This window comes from Clostridium cylindrosporum DSM 605 (assembly GCF_001047375.1).
Lineage (GTDB): Bacteria > Bacillota > Clostridia > Clostridiales > Caloramatoraceae > Clostridium_AB > Clostridium_AB cylindrosporum.
The window spans coordinates 1-18,353 of the sequence record NZ_LFVU01000002.1 but is presented as its reverse complement, the minus strand read 5'-3'; the positions used below and the strand labels follow the sequence as shown (position 1 = coordinate 18,353).

The window sequence follows — 18,353 nt, the reverse complement described above, 5'->3', positions numbered from 1 at the left end:
AGGTAAAGTATCTAAAATATGTGCTAAAGAAATGGACGTGCCATTGACAAAAATAAAAAATTTTTATATACTTTGGTTATCAAATTATTTGATAGTCAAATTATTACATGATGAAAATTTATGGTGGTGCTATGGAAAATAAACAAAAAGTGATTAACGATTTATTAGTAGATATTTTTAATGACATACTTATTATAGAACAAAAAACTATATCTTATGGAGAGTATAAAGATATTTCTGTTACGGAAATTCATACAATAGAGGCTATAGGAATAAGTAATTTAAAGTCTATGTCAGAGATAGCTGCAGAGCTTAACATTACTGTAGGTACACTAACAACTGCCATTAATAACCTTGTAAAGAAGGGCTATGTCGAAAGACAAAAATCAGAAAGTGATAGAAGAGTGGTTAAAATTTCACTTACAAAAAAGGGAAAATTAGTACATAGACTACATGAAATGTTTCATTGTGATATGGTAATGTCAAGTATTCAAGGACTTACAGAACATGAAATTGATGTATTAGTAAGATCCCTAGATAAACTAAATAATTTCTTTAGAGACAAATATAAAATATCAAAATAGCTTCTAGGGAGGATTTAAATATGAAGGGGATAAAATTTATAGGGACAGGATCCTATTTACCTGAGAAAACTATTTCAAACGACGACTTATCTAAAATTATGGATACAAATGATGAGTGGATACGTCAAAGAACGGGTATAGGACAAAGAAGGATGGCAATAGAAGAGGGATGTGTGGATCTTGCAACTAAAGCAGCTATATCTGCATTAGAGAATGCAAAGCTTAAGCCAGAAGATATAGATGTATTAATCGTGGCTACATGTACTCCTGATAATTATTGTCCTTCTGTTGCGTGCATGGTTCAAGAAAAGTTACTTGCTGTTAATGCAGTTGCATTTGATATATCAGCGGCATGTACAGGATTTATATTTGCACTTAAAACAGCAGAGAGCTTACTTAAATCTAGCGAATATAAAAATGCTTTAGTCATAGGATCAGAAGTTATGACTAAGCTTATAAATTTTGAAAACAGAAATACAGCGGTTTTATTTGGAGATGGGGCAGGTGCTGCTGTTATTTCTAAGAATGATTTTGAAAATGGAATAAAGGATATATATATAAAGACAGATGGAAGTGGAGCAGGTTTAATAACTATGCCAGCTTTAGGTTCCATTAAAGATGCTAATTTTGAAGATAAAGAATTTACATATGTTTCGGATAATACAAGGGATATCTTCATGGAAGGTAGAGAGGTATTCAAATTTGCTACGACAATAATGGTATCTATGGTAAAAGATATATTAGAGAAACATAATTTGGATATATCTGACATAAAATATGTGGTTCCACATCAGGCTAATATTAGAATTATTGACTATGCAGCAAAAAAACTTAAGGTTAGTAGTGATGTTTTTTATACTAATATGGAGGAGTATGCTAATACTTCAGCTGCAAGTATACCTATTGCATTACATGAGATGAACGCAAAAGGGTTACTTAGTAAGGGAGATAATATTATCCTTTTAGGTTTTGGTGGCGGATTAACCTTTGGATCTGCACTTATTACATGGTAGAATTCTCTCGATATATATAATGTGAAAATCTTAGAATATAAAAAACTATTAAAATAATAAAAGTTAGAATTTTAGGAGGAGTATAAATGTTTGAAAATAAGTTTACCCAGATGCTAGGAATAAAGTATCCTATTATACAAGGTGGAATGGCCTGGATAGCAGATTCATCACTTGCATCAGCAGTTTCAAATGCAGGAGGTCTGGGACTAATTACAGGATATGCTTCTCTAGACTGGATAAGAGATGAAATAAGAAAAACAAAGGCATCGACAAATAATCCTTTCGGAGTAAATATAATGCTTATGCATCCAGAAGTAGATAAGATAGCAGAGCTTGTTTGTGAAGAAGGAGTTAAGGTAGTTACAACTGGTGCAGGAACACCAGGTAAGTATATGGAGATGTGGAAAAGTCATGGAATAAAGGTTTTAGCTGTTGTTCCATCAGTGGCTCTTGCTAAAAGACTTGAAAGAGCTGGAGTAGATGCAATTATTGCTGAAGGTTGTGAAGCAGGTGGGCATATTGGACAATTAACTACAATGGCTTTAGTGCCACAGGTAGCAGATGCTGTTAATATACCTGTAATTGCTGCAGGGGGCATTGGTGACGGAAGAGGAATAGCATCATCCTTTATGCTTGGGGCACAAGGAGTGCAAGTAGGAACTAGATTTCTTGTTTCTAATGAATGCACTGTTCATGAAAATTATAAGGACAAAGTAATATCTGCAAAGGATATAGATACTGATGTTACAGGAAGAGATACAGGACATCCAGTTAGAGTAATTAGAAATAAACTATCAAGAAAATTTTTACAGCTTGAGAAGGAAAAAGCTAGTGCTGAAGAGTATGATGCTATAGGAACAGGAGCATATAAAAAAGCTATATTTGATGGTGATGTAGAATATGGTTCAGTTATGGCAGGACAAATATCAGGACTTATAAGTAAAAAGCAAAGCTGCAAGGAAATAATTGAAGAAATGTTTAATGAGGCTGAAGTATTACTTAAGAAGGGAACAGGTGTATTTAATGAGTAAAATAGGTTTTCTTTTCTCAGGCCAAGGTGCACAATACGTTGGTATGGGACAAGAACTATATAATAATTACATAGAAGTTAAAGAGGCTTTTGACAATGCTGAAAGTATCCTAGGATATTCTTTAAAGGATGTTTGTTTCAATGGACCTAAGGAAGTTTTAAATAGAACTGATGTAACTCAACCAGCAATATTTACATTAAGTGCAGGAATAGCAAATATATTGAAGAATAAAGGAATAAAGGCAGATGTTACATGTGGACTAAGTCTTGGAGAGTATTCAGCTCTTTATTATGCTGAAGGTTTGAGTTTTGAAGATGGCTTAAAGCTATTAAAGATTAGAGGAGAAATAATGGCGAATGCCTATCCAGAAGGCAAGGGTGCTATGACAGCTGTAATAGGCCTTGATAAAGAAGTAATTAAAGAGTGTATTGATGAAGTAAAGGAATTTGGACTAGTAGAAATTGCAAATTTAAACTGTCCTGGACAAATTGTAGTAACGGGAGAAGTTTCAGGAATTGAAAAAGCAGAAGAGCTTTTTAAAGAGAGAAAGGCTATGAAAGTGGTAAGACTAGAGGTAAGTGGGCCATTCCATTCATCACTTTTAAAGGAAGCTAGTTTAAATCTTAAAAAGGAACTTGAAAAAGTTAACTTTAATAAGTTAAGTATTCCTGTACTTACAAATTATACAGGTGGTATACTAGAAGAGGCTGATATTGTAAGTACTTTAACGGGACAAATGTGTAGTACAGTTCATTTTGAAGATAATATAAGAAAAATGATAGAAATGGAAGTAGATACATTTATAGAATTAGGGCCTGGTAAAGCGCTAAGTGGTTTTATAAAAAGAGTGAACAGAAAAGCTAAGATATTAAACATTGAAAATGAAGATACTCTAAAAAATGTATTAGAGCATTTTGAAGGTTAAGGAGTGGTTTAAGTGATTTTAAAGGATAAAGTAGCATTAGTTACTGGAGGAAGTAGAGGAATCGGTAAGGCAATTGCACTGAAACTTGCGTCACTTGGTGCAAATATTGTTATAAATTATGAGAAAAATCAAGAGTCAGCTGATAATGTTATTAAAGAAGTAGAAAGCTTTGGAGTAAAAGGGCTTGCACTACAATGTAATGTTGCTGACTATAAAAGCTGTGAGGATATGGTTAAGAATATAGCAGAAGAGTTTGGTGCAGTTGATATTCTTGTGAATAATGCTGGAATAACAAGGGACAAACTTATTCTTAGAATGAATGATGAGGATTTTTCAGCTGTTTTAGATGTTAATCTAAAGGGAGCATTTAACTGTAGTAAACATGTTGCTTCTTTAATGCTTAAGAAAAAGATTAAGGGAAAAATAGTTAATATATCTTCAGTTGTTGGATTAATAGGTAATGTAGGTCAAGCTAATTATGCTGCTGCTAAAGCAGGATTAATTGGTATGACAAAATCTATGGCAAAGGAACTTGGAGGTAAGGAAATTTGCATCAATGCAGTTGCACCTGGATTTATAGAAACTGATATGACTAAGGTGTTAAGTGAAGCTGTAATAGAAAAGATGGAAAGTGCAATTCCAATGAAGAAATTTGGTAAGCCAGAGGATGTAGCTGAAATTGTAGCATTTTTAAGCACACCTTCTTCAAATTACATCACAGGTCAGGTTATTAACTGTGATGGTGGAATGGTAATGTAAGGAGGAAAACAGATGAAACGTAGAGTTGTAGTAACTGGAATGGGAGCCATAACTCCAATAGGGAATAATGTAGAGGAATTCTGGAAATCTGCAAAAAACGGAGTATGTGGTGTAGATTTTATTAAGGCTTTTGATACAGAAGATTCAAAGGTAAAACTTGCAGCGGAAGTTAAGGACTTTTCAGCTGATGGTTGTATAGATAAAAAAGAAGCAAAAAGAATGGGAAGATATACTCAATTTGCAGTTTGTGCTGCAGATGAAGCAGTAAAAGATTCAGGGATTAACCTTGATGAAATAGATAATTATAGATTTGGAGTTTCAGTAGGTTCAGGAATTGGTGGACTTGAAACTATGGAAAAAGAACATACTTCAATGACTAAAAGAGGTCTTGGAAAGGTGTCTCCTCTTACAATTCCTATAATGATTGCTAATATGGCAGCAGGGAATATAGCTATTAGATTTAATGCTAAGGGTCCTTGTACTTGTACTATAACTGCATGTGCAACAGGAACAGATTGTATAGGGGAAGCATTTAGAAACATAAAAAATGGTTATGTGGATTTAATGCTAGCTGGTGGTGCTGAGGCATCTATTACACCACTTGGAATTTCAGGTTTTACTGCATTAACTGCACTAAGTAAAAGTGAAGATCCAAAAAGAGCATCTATACCATTTGACAAGGAAAGAAATGGCTTTGTTATGGGTGAAGGTGCAGGGATGTTACTTCTTGAAGAATATGAACATGCAAAGAAAAGAGGAGCTAAAATCTATGCTGAGGTAGTTGGATATGGAATAACATGTGATGCTCACCATATAACTGCTCCATCACCAGATGGTGAAGGTGGCGCTAGGGCGATAGCACTTGCAATAGATGAAGCAAATATAAACAAAGAAGACGTTGATTATGTTAACGCACATGGAACAAGTACTGAACTAAATGATAAGTTTGAAACTATAGCTATAAAGACAGTTTTCGGTGAACATGCTAAGAATCTTTTAGTAAGTTCAACAAAATCAATGACTGGTCACTTACTTGGGGCTGCAGGGGCAGTTGAATCAATTGCTTGTATTAATGCACTTAGAGAGGGATTCATACCTCCAACAGTGGGACTTATAGTTCCTGATGAAGATTGTGACCTTGACTATGTTCCACAAACAGGAAGAGAAAAGAATATAAAATATGCAATGTCTAACTCTTTAGGTTTTGGTGGTCATAATTCAGTATTACTTTTTAAAAGGTGGGAGAACTAATGATAGATTACAGAGAAATAGAAAAGCTTATTAAGGCATTAGACGAAAGTAGTTTAACAAGTCTTCAAATCGCATATGAAGGTATTCAGATAAATATGGCTAAGGAAGCTAAAGAAAAAGTTGTATATGTAAATTCTTCAGATGTAACTGTAAAGGAACAAGCTGAAGTATGTACAAGTATTGCTACTGAAACTAAAGAAGTTAAAGTAGAAAAAAGAGATGAAAATATTAAAGCTATAAAGTCACCAATTGTTGGTACATTTTATGGTAAACCAGCACCAGATAAGGACGCTTATGTTACTGAGGGAAGTAGCGTGAAAAATGGTCAAGTTGTTTGTATAATTGAAGCAATGAAGCTTATGAACGAAGTTAAAAGTGAATTTAGTGGTGAAATAGTTAAGGTTTTAGTAAATGACGGTGACCTTATAGAATATGGACAAGAGATATTTCTTGTTAAGGAGAGCTAAAAATGGAAATGGGAATAAAAGAAATTCTTAATATCCTACCTCATAAATATCCTATGCTATTGATAGATAAGGTTGTTGATATTACACCAGGGGTTAGTGTAAAGGCTATTAAGAATGTTACTATAAATGAAGACTATTTTAATGGGCATTTTCCAGGTGAACCAGTAATGCCTGGAGTTCTTATGGTTGAAGCTATGGCACAAGCAGGCCTTGTAGTACTTTTATCTAAGGAAGAGTTTAAAGGAAAGCTTGGATTCTTTACTGGAGTTAAGGAAGCAAAGTTTAGAAGAAAAGTTGTTCCAGGAGATGTATTAGAAATAAATGTTGAACTTATAAAGCTTAGAAGTAGTTTTGGAGTTGCAAAAGGAATTATAACTGTTGAAGGTCAAAAAGCATGTGAAGCTGAGTTTTCATTTGCTATTGGCTAGGAGAAACTATTAGTGGGGGAGGATTCCCCCACTAAGTTTACGTAAATCCAGGGATAATGAAAGAGGTTTAAATATCCCAAAGGAGGAATATAGGTGTTTAAAAAGATATTAATCGCTAATAGAGGCGAAATTGCTGTTAGAATAATAAGAGCTTGTAGAGAAATGAATATAGAAACTGTAGCTGTGTACTCAGAGGCAGATAGAGAATCATTACATGTTGAGCTTGCAGATGAAGCAGTATGTATAGGCCCTGGGGATGTTAGAAAAAGCTATCTTAATGTAAATAACATATTAAGTGCTACAATACTAACAGGTGCAGAAGCTATTCATCCAGGGTTCGGTTTCTTATCTGAGAACAGTAAGTTTGCAAGAATTTGTGAAGAATGTAACATAAAGTTTATAGGTCCAGATTATGATGCCATAGATTCTATGGGGAATAAGTCTAATGCTATTGCTTTAATGAAAAAGCATAATGTACCTGTAGTACCAGGTTCAGAAGGAAGTCTTTCATGCTTTGATGAGTGCAAAGCTGTAGCTAAAGAAATTGGCTACCCTGTAATGATAAAAGCTGCCCATGGTGGTGGTGGACGTGGTATAAGAATAGTATGGGATCCTATTGAGCTTGAGAAGGAATTTTATAATGCTAAGGCTGAAGCACAAGCAGCATTCGGAAATGGTGAATTATATCTTGAAAAATATGTTGTAGAACCAAGACATATAGAAATTCAAATATTAGCTGATTCATTTGGTAATGTTGTTCATCTAGGGGAGAGAGATTGTTCTATTCAAAGAAGAAATCAAAAGGTTATTGAAGAAGCGCCATCTCCATCTTTATCAAAGATTCTTAGAAAGAAAATGGGAGAAGCTGCGGTTAATGCGGCAAAGGCAGTAGGATATAAAAATGCTGGTACTGTTGAGTTTTTAGTAGATAAGTTTGATAATTTTTACTTTATTGAAATGAACACTAGAATTCAAGTAGAACACGGTATTACTGAAATGATAACTGGAGTTGACATTGTAAAAGAGCAGCTTAAAATAGCAGCGGGTCTTCCACTTGAATTTAAGCAAAGAGATGTTGAAATAAAAGGTCATGCGATTGAATGTAGAATTAATGCTGAAGATCCCCAAAATGACTTTAGACCATCTCCAGGAAAAATAGAAAAATTATTTATGCCTGGGGGCCCTGGAATAAGAGTTGATAGTGGAGTTTATGAAGGATATACAATATCTCCATTTTATGATTCAATGATAGGGAAACTTATAACATACGGTAAGGATAGAGAAGAAGCTATCTCAAGAATGAGAAGAGCTCTTGGAGAGTTCGTTATTCAAGGAGTAGAGAATAATGTTGACTTCCAATATAGACTTATTAATGAAAAAGAATTTTTAGATGGAAAATATCATACCGGATTTATAAATAGTCTTTAATCCTTCTTAAAAAGGTTGGTGATTCATTTGTTTAAAGGATTATTTAAAAAGACAAAATATATTACTGTAGGTACTGTAGGTACAAAAGCAGAAGAAAAGAACCCTGAACTTGAAAAAGAAACTGAAACTGTTAATCAAAAACCAATTATACCAAATGGTATGTGGAGAAAATGTAATTCATGTAATCAAATTATATATAATGAAGATTTAAAGCAAAATCAAATGGTGTGTACTAATTGTTCAAATCATTTTAGATTAGGTGCAAAGGAAAGACTTGAAATAACTATTGATGAAGGAAGTTTTAAGGAATTAAACGAAGGTCTTAAAAGCAAAAACCCTCTAGAGTTTGAAGGGTATGATAACAAGCTTAGTAGTTTAAAGGAAAAACTTAATGTAAATGATGCTATAATCACAGGTTATTGTACGATAGGTTCTAATCCTTGTATAATTGGGATTATGGATGGTAACTTCATTATGGGTAGTATGGGAAGCGTAGTTGGAGAAAAACTTTCAAGAGCTTTTGAAATAGCAACTGATGAAAATCTTCCTGTAATTATTTTTACTGTATCAGGCGGAGCTAGAATGCAAGAGGGAATATTCTCACTAATGCAAATGGCTAAGGTAAGTGCTGCGGTATCAAGACATAGTGAAAAAGGTCTTTTATACACTGCTGTTTTAACAGACCCTACAACTGGAGGGGTAACTGCAAGTTTTGCTATGCAGGGAGATATTATTATAGCAGAAAAAGGAGCGCAAATTGGTTTTGCAGGTAGAAGAGTAATCGAGGATACTATTAGACAAAAACTACCTGAAGGTTTCCAAAGTGCAGAGTTCCTTTTAAAGCATGGATTTTTAGATATGGTTTGTCATAGACGTGATATAAGAAATGTTTTAATAGACATATTGAATATTCATTCTAAAAACTATAATTCTAAGGATGATGATGAAGTAATAAAATATGCTGCACCGAATAAGAGTAAGAAAAACTACAAGAAACAAGACCTAACTGCATACGAAAGAGTTCAAATAGCTAGAAGTCCTCAAAGGCCAACAACTAAAGATTTTGCGGATAAGTTATGTAGTAGTTTCTTAGAACTACATGGAGATAGATATTATTCTGATGATGAGGCAATAATTGGTGGGATAGGATTCCTTGGAGGAATTCCAGTAACTATTATAGGACATCAAAAGGGTAAAAATATAGAAGAAAATATAAGAAGAAACTTTGGTATGGCAAAGCCTGAGGGATATAGAAAAGCAATGAGACTTATGAAGCAAGCAGAAAAATTTAGAAGACCTGTAATATGCTTTGTAGATACTCCAGGTGCATACTGTGGAATAGAGGCTGAAGAAAGAGGACAAGGAGAGGCTATTGCAGAAAGCTTATTAGTACTTAGTAGTCTTAAAACACCTGTTATTTCACTAATTGTAGGTGAAGGTGGTAGCGGAGGTGCACTTGCACTTGCACTTGCTGATGAAGTATGGATGATGGAAAATGCAGTATATTCAGTTTTATCTCCAGAAGGGTTTGCAAGTATTCTATGGAAAGATGCTTCTCGTGCCGAGGAAGCTGCTGAAAAAATGAAAATCACTGCATCTAATTTAAAAGAATTCGGTATAATAGATAAAATAATCGAAGAGCCTATGGATGGTATTCACATAGATTTCGATGTAATTGCTGAAAATGTAAAAACTAAGCTTATTTCTACTATGTTAATGTATTTAGCAGTAGACGATAATAAACTTCTAAGTGATAGATACAATAAGTTTAAATCAATGGGAGTATTCGAAGAATAGTGTTCGATTAAAGATTATATTTATAAAAATTTTGAACACCTTATTTAGTATATAAATAAGGTGTTCCTTTCTGTTTCAAAATTTTACAAGTGTGTATGAAATTTGTAATGTAAAATTAAAATTAATTATCTAGACAGGAGAATTTAAATAATATAATATATCATTATGAAAAATTTATATATAGCAATAAATTATTAAACATGGAGGTACAAACATTGATAACAAAGGCTAATAAAAATAACTTACCTAAAATTATGGACGTACTAAAAGACACAATAATTAGCATGAATACTGAAGGATTGTATCAATGGAATGAAAATTATCCAAATGAAGAAATTATACTAAATGATATGGAAAAAGAAGAGTTATTTGTAAAGGTTGAAGATGAAACAATTAAAGGATTTATAGTTTTAAATGAACATGATGATAAAGGTTATGAAAATTTAGATTGGAAGTATGAGAAAGAAAAAAGTTTAATCATTCATAGATTATGTGTGTCCCCAAAGTATCAGGGTAATGGAGTTGCAAAGGAAATCATGGATTTTACAAATACTTTTGCAGCCTCTAAGGGTTACAAGGCAATAAGACTTGATACTGCGGTAGAAAATAAAAAAGCAATTAGATTTTACGAAAAGTTAGGATATGAGAAGGTTGGAGTATTATCAGCAAGAAGAGGAGAATATGTATGTTTTGAAAAAAATATACAATAAATAATAGAGTCTGTTTTTAGTATACTAAATTCAGACTCTACTTTTATTATTAATTTATTCACAGTGATACACAGGGGTATTAGGGGTTATTGTTAGAAATTTATATCCTTCTTTTTGATAATGTTCAATTATTAAGGGAAGTGCTTTTACGGAATTTTTATTGCTACCATTACAATGCATTAATAATATAGCTCCAGGAGCTTTCTTACATGATGGAATCTTTTTTAGAGAGTTTTTAAATAATTTGCAAGGTGGGGATTTAAGATTAACTGCATCCTCGGAGCTATGGGTCCAATCATATACTTTTAAATTATGTTTATTTAACTCATCTAAAAGTGAATCACTTAGTCTTTTGTGGCTTCCACCTGGAAAACGCAAAATAGTTGATTCTACACCAGTTATTTCTTTAAGTTCTTTTTGGCATTCTAACATTTCACCTATAAAAAACTCCTGATTCACGATATTTCCATTGTAAAGTTTAGAAAAATTATGTGTATAGCTATGAAGTCCTAGTGAATGTCCTTCATTATGAATCCTTTTTAAAACGCTCTCATTTCCTTTGAATTGTTCTCCAACAACAAAAAAGGTTGCTTTAACCTTATATGCTTGCAATATGTCTAACACATCTTCGGTAACTTTCTTCGAAGGACCGTCATCAAATGTTAAATATATTATCTTTTCATTAGTATTTTGAGAATAAGCGTAGGAATTTTTAGGGATAATTGAAATAAAGGATATTAACAATAGTAAACTTACACATAAAGATGCTATAATTTTTTTGCTTAGTAAACATCTCATAATCTGATAACCTCCTACTTGGGTATATAGATTATTATTTGTCAATAACCTCTTAATTATTAGGGGAAAAAAAATTAATTTTTGGAGTAATAGGAATAAATAAAAGAAGGATGTATTTTTATTACAATATATTTAATTTGTATTAGGGAGGATAGATAAATATGGGTATTGAAAATGACATCGGAAAAGTACTATGTGATAAAAACAAGACTATATCTATAGCAGAATCACTTACAGGAGGATTACTATGTGGTAAATTAGTAAATTTTCCTGGTATATCAAAGGTGTTACTTGAGGGTGTAGTTAGCTATAGTATAGAATCTAAAATAAAAAGACTTGGAGTAAAATCTAAAACGATAGAAGAGTTTTCAGATGTAAGTTCTGAAACTGCAATCGAAATGGCTAGGGGTATAGCAAAAACTTCTGGAAGTAACATAGGTATATCAACTACGGGAGTTGCAGGTCCTAGTGGAGAACCTTTAGGGCTTGTATATATAGGATTTTATATTGATGGAGATAGCAGTTTTATAGAAAAGAAGTTTTCTGGAGAAAGACAAGAAATTAGAAATAAGGCAGTAGAAGCTTCTTTAAAAGCACTTTATGACAAAATAAAAGGCATAGATTAATCTATGCCTTAGTTAAAACTACATTTTTTCAGGTTCAGCATATTCTACGCCGAAAGTATCTACTGTTACTGTCTTCATTTTTTGATCTTCAAGAGGCTTATCACTTCTATCTCTCTTAGAGTTTACAATTGCATCAACTGCTTCCATACCTTCTATAACTTTACCAAATGAAGCGTAGTCTCCATCAAGATGTGGTGAGTCTGAAGTCATTACGAAAAACTGTGATCCACCTGAATCCCTAACAAATGATCTTGCCATTGAAAGAACACCTCTTGTGTGTTTTAGGTCATTATTAAAGTTATTTGATTTAAATTCACCTTTAATTGAGTAACCTGGTCCACCCATACCTGTTCCATCAGGGTCTCCACCTTGTATCATAAACCCTGGAATAACTCTATGGAATATAACTCCATTATAGAATCCTTTATTAATAAGAGATATAAAGTTCTTAACAGTATTAGGAGCAACTTCAGGGTAAAGTTCAGCCTTAATTACATTACCATTTTCCATTTCTATTGTTACGATTGGATTTTGTGACATATGTATCATCCTTTCCTATGTAAATATATTTTTCATTAGTATTATATCAAAATTTATGATAAACATACAGATTAAAGTTATAAGTTATAAAATGTGAGTTATATACATTATAAAGAATTATTATAAAAAATTTCCATAATATATTACCTTAATTAAATGACTAAAATAATAAAGATGTTTTAGCAAGGGAAGTCTATATAAAGGATTTGAAATTTTTATAAAGAAATGATGTTTTATTTCTTGAATAAATATAATATTGAATGTATAATAGCAATGAGATAATGAATTAAGTGAGGAGATAAATATGGTAAAAGGTTTATTAAAAAAGGTAACAGTTGGAATTTTAAGTACAGTAATGATTTTTTCACTAGTATCATGCTCAAATTCTAAGGAAGCAGGGCAAAAGCCATCAGGAATAGTTGATAAGATAAAACAAAGTAAAAAAATAATTCTTGCAACAAATCCAGAGTTTCCTCCTTTTGAGTTCAGAACTGTAAAAAGCGGAAAAAGTGAAGTTGTTGGAGCAGATATAGCTCTTGCACAGGAAATAGCTAAGGATTTAGGAGTAAAGCTTGAAATAAAAAGCATGAACTTTGATGGTCTGCTTGAAGCGTTAAATGCTGGTAATATAGATATGGTTGTAGCGGGTATGACTCCTACAGATAAGAGAAGACAAAGTGTAGACTTCTCAGAACTATACTATAAAGATTCACCACAAACTTTATTAATTAGAAAAGAAAATGCAGGAAAGATTAAATCTGTAAATGACCTAAAGGGACTTACTGTAGGAGCTCAAAAGGGATCAATACAAGAAGAAATTGTTAAAAACGAATTTAAGGCTTCTAAGCCGAAAGCGGTTGCTAACATACCAAATCTTATACAAGAACTTAAAAACAAAAATATAGATGCCCTTGTTCTTGAAAAAGTAGTTGCTGAACAATGGATTAAGAAAACTGGAACAGATATTACAATGGCTCCATTTGAAGTAGGAGTTAACTACTCAGGTATTGCAGTTGCAATTAAAAAAGGTAACAAGGATTTAGTTGATTCTGTTAATAAAACTATTGCAAGAGTTGAAAAAGAAAATTTAATGCAAAAGTTTATTAAAGATGCGAATGCTTTAAACGAAAAGAAGTAATTGGAAAATAGTGGATATATCCACTATTTTCATTTTAAGGAGGGATTAAGTTGAGTTTAGACTTTAGTTTTCTTTCAGAGTACTATCCATTATATATATCAGGTACAAAGAACACTATTTTATTAGCGATATTTTCAGTTTTAATAGGTGCAATTATTGGAACAGGACTAGCATTAATGAAGCTTTCTAAAAGCAAAATATTAAAGAGTATTTCAGTAGCTTATATTGAATTTATAAGAGGTACTCCACTTTTAATTCAGTTGTCTATCTTTTATTATGCTATACTTCCAGCTTTAGGGGTTAATTCAAGGGGAGACACAATTTTCGGTGGAGATGTTATAGGTTTTATGGCTTGTATTATAGCTATTTCTCTTAATAGTGCTGCTTATGTTGCGGAAATTATAAGAGCGGGAATAGAATCTATAGACAATGGTCAAATGGAAGCAGCTAGAAGCTTGGGAATGAATAAGGTACAAGCTATGAGATATATTATTCTTCCACAGGCTATAAAAAATATACTTCCTGCACTTGGGAATGAATTTATAGTTGTTATTAAAGAATCCTCTATAGTTTCAGTTATAGGAATTCAAGAAATTATGTATAATGCTCAAACTATAACATCAGCAACATTCAGCCCATTCCCACCATTAATTGTAGCGGCAATTATTTACTTTGTATTAACATTTACTTTATCAAAGGCACTTGGTGTTTTGGAAAGGAGATTAAAGTAATGATTAAGGTTGAAAACTTACACAAGAAATTTGGAGATCTTCACGTACTAAAAGGGGTAGATGCTCACATAAAAAAAGGTGAAGTTGTAGTTGTTATTGGACCATCGGGTTCTGGGAAAAGCACTTTTTTAAGATGCTTAAATTTTTTAGAAGAGCCAACAGAAGGCGATGTTATTTTTGATGGAACATCTATAAAAAATGATATAAAGAATTTAGATAAATATAGACAGAAAATGGGTATGGTATTTCAACATTTTAATTTATTTCCGCACATGGATGTAATGGGGAATTTAACAATTGCCCCTAAAATGGTTAAGAAAAGTTTAGAAAGTGATGCTAAAAATACTGCATTAAACCTTTTATCAAGAGTAGGGCTTAAAGATAGAGCAAACTATTACCCTTCACAGTTGTCAGGTGGACAAAAACAAAGAATAGCTATTGCAAGGGCACTTGCTATGTCACCAGAAGTTATGCTATTTGATGAACCAACATCTGCACTTGATCCTGAAATGGTTGGAGAAGTTCTTGAGGTTATGAAGGAGCTTGCAAAGGAAGGTATGACAATGATCGTTGTTACCCATGAAATGGGATTTGCTAGAGAAGTTGCAGACAGAGTAATTTTCATGGATGATGGAAAAATACTTGAAGAGGGTACTCCAGAGGAAATTTTCAATAATCCAAAGGAAGTTAGAACAAGAGAATTTTTATCAAAGGTTATATAAATAAAAAAAGCTATAAGATACACTTTTGTATTTTATAGCTTTTTTTATATCTAATTATATATATATATATAATAAAAGACTTAATTAATTTGTAATTGCTTTGTTAATATTTAATTTTTATATGTTGATAATATAAATGTATAAAATAAATTCTTAAGGCTATAATATGAAAGATTAAACAAAAAAATAAATAACGTAAGCGTGAACTTACGTCATTTATTTTGAGTCATCATTTTTTAAAGTAATCTTCTTCCATGTGTAAAATCTGAACGATTCATAGGTACTTCCTTTACAACATCACCAGTTCTTGGTGCATGAATGTAATTACCATTTCCTGTGTATATCCCAACGTGATGTGTAGGACTACCAAAGAATACTAGGTCACCTGGTTGAAGACTTCCCTTTGAGCCAATGTATGTACCAGTTCCAGCTTGGGCACCAGATACACGTGGTAAACTTATACCGGCTGCATTTCTGAAAACATATGAAGTGAATCCTGAACAGTCAAATCCAGATGGAGTTGTTCCACCCCATACATATGGTGTTCCAAGGAATCTTCTTGCATAGTTTATTACTTCCTGTGCTGATGCGTCGCCATCACCTCTGCTTGGAACATCAACAGTTCCACCGCCATTACCTTTGCTTGTGCTTGGTTTACTTGGCTTATTGTCAGAAGTGTTAGATGTGCTAGAACTACTAGAATTATTAGAAGTACTAGGCTTTGACGAATTATTAGATGTGATTGAATTAGAAGTGTTAGATGTGCCTGAGTTAGACTCTACTAAAAGAGCTTGTGTTACTGCAGCTTGATATGCCTTTATATCTGCAGCATATGTTTGTGTTTTCGTCCTTAAATCAGCAATAACAGTATTCTGTTCTTTTTTCTTGTTACTTAGCGCTGCTACCTCTTTTTTACTTTCAGTTTGAAGAGCAACAAGACTAGCTTGTTCCTTTTCAAGTCCTTTTTTCTTATTTGCCAGCATAGTTTTTTGTGTATTTAATCCTTTTATAATTTGGTTATCAAATTCTATTAGTGTTTTAACAGTATCTACTCTTGAAATAAAGTCACTAAAGCTTGTAGCTTCAAGTACTACATCAACGTAGCTTGTTACACCATTTATGTATAGAGCTTCCATACGCTCTCCGAACAGCTTTTGCTCTTCGTTTATGTTTCTTGAGATAACCTTAATTTCTCCCTCAGTTTTAGTTATAGCGGACTTTGAAGCACTAATTTTTTTATTAGTATCATTAAGTTTTGCCATAGCATTTTCAATTTGAGAGTCAAGTTTTTCAACTTGAATTTCCAAAGATTCAACTTTTCTAACGGCTTCGTTATAAAGTTGTTTACTTTTGTTTAGCTGGCTTTTTGTTTGACTTAATGGAGCAGCAAAGGCTGTCCCCATTGTCATAAGAAGTAAAGAGGTCGTAGCAACTATTAACTTTTTCGTAAGTCTCAGTTTTATCACCCTCCTTCTACAGAAAATTATAACATTAATTAAGGTCAATTCAAAGACTAAAATAAGGAAATATATTTTTTTGTAAAATTAAGTTGACAAATTAAATAGAAAGAAATATAATGACATATGTTAAGCGGATGTGGCGGAATTGGCAGACGCGCTAGACTTAGGATCTAGTGTCAAGTACGTGGGGGTTCAAGTCCCTCCATCCGCACCATTTTGGCCCCTTGGTCAAGCGGTTAAGACACCACCCTTTCACGGTGGTAACAGGGGTTCGATTCCCCTAGGGGTCACCAGAATTAGATAATATAATTCATTTAGCAGGTTTACGCCTGCTTATTTTTTTATATTCTAAGTAATTATATATACATAAAGAGGAGATAATATAAGGAGATTAATCCTTAAATTGAATAGGAAAAGGGAGATGTAAAATGAGTAAAAACTTCTCAGACCTTGGAGTTAACAAGATTCTGTGTGAAAGACTAAAGAAAACAGGAATAGTAACACCAACTGAAGTACAAGAAAAAGTAATACCGCTAGGATTTGATAAAAAGGACATAGTAGTTGAGTCCCAAACTGGTACAGGTAAAACATTAGCGTTTTTACTTCCAATACTACAATCTATTAATATAAATAAGGATGAAATCCAATCCTTAATAATAACACCAACAAGGGAACTCGCGGCTCAGATAACTCAAGAAGTAGAAAAGCTTTCAAATGATGATTATAAGGTCCTTTCTATATTTGGAGGCCAAGATGTTGAAAGACAAATAAGAAAGCTTAAAAGTGAAAGTCATATAGTAGTTGGTACACCTGGTAGAATACTTTATCATGTTCAAAGAAAGACATTAGATTTATCTAGAGTAAGATTCCTAGTTATTGATGAAGCGGACCAAATGCTTAATATGGGGTTTATTGAAGAGCTTAATGAAGTAATAAAGAAAGTAAATCCAAATAGAAGAACAATGTTATTTTCTGCAACGGTTCCTAAAGGTATTAGAACTATTACACTAAAGCATATGAAAAGTCCTTCTACAATTAGAATTAAAAAGAAAGGTTTAGTTGTTGAAAATATATCTCAGATATCAGTTTCCATAGGTGAACTTAAAAAAGAAGAGGTTCTTGAAGCTGTTATTAATAAAGAGAAGCCTTTTATGTCAATTGTATTTTGTAAAAGTAAGGATAAGGTTAAAGAGGTATTTAATTATCTATTTAATAAAGGATATCTTTGCGATGAACTTCATGGGGATTTAACTCCTCAAAAAAGAAGAAAAGTTATGAAGGATTTAAAAGATTTAAAGATACAAGTACTTGTTGCTAGTGATATAGCATGTAGAGGTCTTGATGTTGAAGGTGTGACTCATATTATTAACTATGATATACCTAGAGAAGTAGATCTTTATGTACATAGAATTGGCAGAACAGGAAGAGCAGGCCAAGATGGAATTGCAATTACTTTAGTTGAACCTAAAGAGCAAAAGCACATGGATTTAATAGAAAAAAGTGTTAACACTAAGGTGAAGAAACTGTATGCAAGAGTAAACAATATGAAAGATGATAAAGGTGAAATAGTAATTAGCTAAAATAAATCCTAGGAAGTACCATAATATTAGTAGGTAACTTCTTAGGATTTTTTATTTTATGATAATTTTCATAACAACACATCCTAGCATATCTACCATAAAAAAACATAGAAATTTAAAGTAATATCTAGAAATATTAATATAATTCCTTTAAATAAGAGAGTATATCCTTCTTGTGTTTTTATATGATGATAAAATATATTTTGTCGCCGAGGTAATCAGCGACGAAGTTAGTTGAAACAAGCTTAGTAAAATAAATTATAAAATATGGTTGACATAATAAAAATTATATTTTATAATAATAAAGCACTTGGTCATTGAAAACTAAACAGTAACTATAGCGAGCGTACAATAATTTTGTGTGT

At 32.5% G+C, this 18,353-nt stretch carries 19 protein-coding genes and 2 tRNA genes; 18 read left to right on the top strand and 3 right to left on the bottom strand.

The window, feature by feature from the left end:
* Positions 1-131 precede the first annotated feature (131 nt).
* The 11 genes from CLCY_RS00745 to CLCY_RS00695 all read left to right on the top strand — a co-directional run bounded on the left by CLCY_RS00745 (position 132) and on the right by CLCY_RS00695 (position 10,393).
* Complete coding sequence (locus CLCY_RS00745; protein ID WP_048569226.1) at positions 132-584, top strand: MarR family winged helix-turn-helix transcriptional regulator; 453 nt, start codon at positions 132-134, stop codon at positions 582-584.
* A gap of 20 nt (positions 585-604) precedes the next feature.
* A complete protein-coding gene (locus tag CLCY_RS00740; protein ID WP_048569225.1) occupies positions 605-1,597 on the top strand; it encodes a beta-ketoacyl-ACP synthase III in 993 nt (330 codons plus the stop codon).
* Positions 1,598-1,683: 86 nt separating this feature from the next.
* Entirely contained in the window at positions 1,684-2,628 is a 945-nt protein-coding gene (fabK, locus tag CLCY_RS00735) for an enoyl-[acyl-carrier-protein] reductase FabK (RefSeq protein ID WP_048569224.1), read from the top strand.
* On the top strand, positions 2,621-3,553 hold the full coding sequence (gene fabD, locus CLCY_RS00730; RefSeq protein ID WP_048569223.1) for an ACP S-malonyltransferase: 933 nt from the start codon (positions 2,621-2,623) through the stop codon (positions 3,551-3,553). Before fabK ends, fabD begins: the two co-directional genes overlap by 8 nt.
* Positions 3,554-3,568: 15 nt before the next feature.
* Positions 3,569-4,312, top strand: a complete 744-nt coding sequence (fabG, locus tag CLCY_RS00725) for a 3-oxoacyl-[acyl-carrier-protein] reductase (protein ID WP_048569341.1) — start codon at positions 3,569-3,571, stop codon at positions 4,310-4,312.
* A gap of 12 nt (positions 4,313-4,324) precedes the next feature.
* On the top strand, positions 4,325-5,563 hold the full coding sequence (gene fabF / locus CLCY_RS00720) for a beta-ketoacyl-ACP synthase II (protein WP_048569222.1): 1,239 nt from the start codon (positions 4,325-4,327) through the stop codon (positions 5,561-5,563).
* Positions 5,563-6,030: an acetyl-CoA carboxylase biotin carboxyl carrier protein gene (accB, locus tag CLCY_RS00715; RefSeq protein WP_048569221.1), complete on the top strand. Its 468-nt coding sequence runs from the start codon at positions 5,563-5,565 to the stop codon at positions 6,028-6,030. Before fabF ends, accB begins: the two co-directional genes overlap by 1 nt.
* 2 nt (positions 6,031-6,032) lie before the next feature.
* Positions 6,033-6,458 carry a 3-hydroxyacyl-ACP dehydratase FabZ gene (gene fabZ, locus CLCY_RS00710; RefSeq protein WP_048569220.1) on the top strand — a complete coding sequence of 142 codons (426 nt, stop codon included), beginning with the start codon at positions 6,033-6,035 and terminating at the stop codon, positions 6,456-6,458.
* A 93-nt stretch (positions 6,459-6,551) separates the two neighbouring features.
* Positions 6,552-7,886 carry an acetyl-CoA carboxylase biotin carboxylase subunit gene (locus CLCY_RS00705; protein WP_048569219.1) on the top strand — a complete coding sequence of 445 codons (1,335 nt, stop codon included), beginning with the start codon at positions 6,552-6,554 and terminating at the stop codon, positions 7,884-7,886.
* A gap of 27 nt (positions 7,887-7,913) precedes the next feature.
* Positions 7,914-9,683, top strand: a complete 1,770-nt coding sequence (locus CLCY_RS00700) for an acetyl-CoA carboxylase carboxyl transferase subunit (RefSeq protein WP_048569218.1) — start codon at positions 7,914-7,916, stop codon at positions 9,681-9,683.
* A 215-nt stretch (positions 9,684-9,898) separates the two neighbouring features.
* Entirely contained in the window at positions 9,899-10,393 is a 495-nt protein-coding gene (locus tag CLCY_RS00695) for a GNAT family N-acetyltransferase (RefSeq protein ID WP_161797083.1), read from the top strand.
* Positions 10,394-10,447: 54 nt separating this feature from the next.
* Here the strand turns inward: CLCY_RS00695 and CLCY_RS00690 are convergent, their stop codons facing one another.
* Positions 10,448-11,191, bottom strand: coding sequence for a polysaccharide deacetylase family protein (locus tag CLCY_RS00690; RefSeq protein WP_082141645.1), 744 nt, complete (start codon positions 11,189-11,191; stop codon positions 10,448-10,450).
* A gap of 161 nt (positions 11,192-11,352) precedes the next feature.
* Here CLCY_RS00690 and CLCY_RS00685 point away from each other — a divergent pair, with 161 nt between their 5' ends.
* Entirely contained in the window at positions 11,353-11,817 is a 465-nt protein-coding gene (locus CLCY_RS00685) for a CinA family protein (RefSeq protein ID WP_048569216.1), read from the top strand.
* Positions 11,818-11,835: 18 nt separating this feature from the next.
* Here the strand turns inward: CLCY_RS00685 and CLCY_RS00680 are convergent, their stop codons facing one another.
* Positions 11,836-12,357, bottom strand: coding sequence for a peptidylprolyl isomerase (locus CLCY_RS00680; protein ID WP_048569215.1), 522 nt, complete (start codon positions 12,355-12,357; stop codon positions 11,836-11,838).
* A gap of 304 nt (positions 12,358-12,661) precedes the next feature.
* On the opposite strand from CLCY_RS00680, the gene CLCY_RS00675 reads away from it, so the two are divergent.
* Genes CLCY_RS00675 through CLCY_RS00665 form a run of 3 tightly spaced genes read left to right on the top strand, consistent with a single transcriptional unit; the run spans position 12,662 to position 14,948 of the window.
* Positions 12,662-13,495, top strand: coding sequence for a transporter substrate-binding domain-containing protein (locus tag CLCY_RS00675; protein ID WP_048569214.1), 834 nt, complete (start codon positions 12,662-12,664; stop codon positions 13,493-13,495).
* 50 nt (positions 13,496-13,545) lie between these two features.
* The gene (locus tag CLCY_RS00670) at positions 13,546-14,226 is read left to right on the top strand and encodes an amino acid ABC transporter permease (protein WP_048569213.1); all 681 of its coding nucleotides are present in this window, start codon (positions 13,546-13,548) and stop codon (positions 14,224-14,226) included.
* Entirely contained in the window at positions 14,226-14,948 is a 723-nt protein-coding gene (locus CLCY_RS00665) for an amino acid ABC transporter ATP-binding protein (RefSeq protein WP_048569212.1), read from the top strand. Before CLCY_RS00670 ends, CLCY_RS00665 begins: the two co-directional genes overlap by 1 nt.
* A 236-nt stretch (positions 14,949-15,184) precedes the next feature.
* Here the strand turns inward: CLCY_RS00665 and CLCY_RS00660 are convergent, their stop codons facing one another.
* Entirely contained in the window at positions 15,185-16,414 is a 1,230-nt protein-coding gene (locus CLCY_RS00660; RefSeq protein WP_048569211.1) for a C40 family peptidase, read from the bottom strand.
* Positions 16,415-16,538: 124 nt separating this feature from the next.
* Here CLCY_RS00660 and CLCY_RS00655 point away from each other — a divergent pair.
* The 3 genes from CLCY_RS00655 to CLCY_RS00645 all read left to right on the top strand — a co-directional run bounded on the left by CLCY_RS00655 (position 16,539) and on the right by CLCY_RS00645 (position 17,988).
* Positions 16,539-16,622, top strand: a tRNA-Leu gene (locus tag CLCY_RS00655).
* Positions 16,623-16,626: 4 nt separating this feature from the next.
* Positions 16,627-16,701, top strand: a tRNA-Glu gene (locus CLCY_RS00650).
* Positions 16,702-16,836: 135 nt separating this feature from the next.
* On the top strand, positions 16,837-17,988 hold the full coding sequence (locus CLCY_RS00645) for a DEAD/DEAH box helicase (RefSeq protein ID WP_048569339.1): 1,152 nt from the start codon (positions 16,837-16,839) through the stop codon (positions 17,986-17,988).
* The last annotated feature ends 365 nt before the right edge of the window (positions 17,989-18,353 follow it).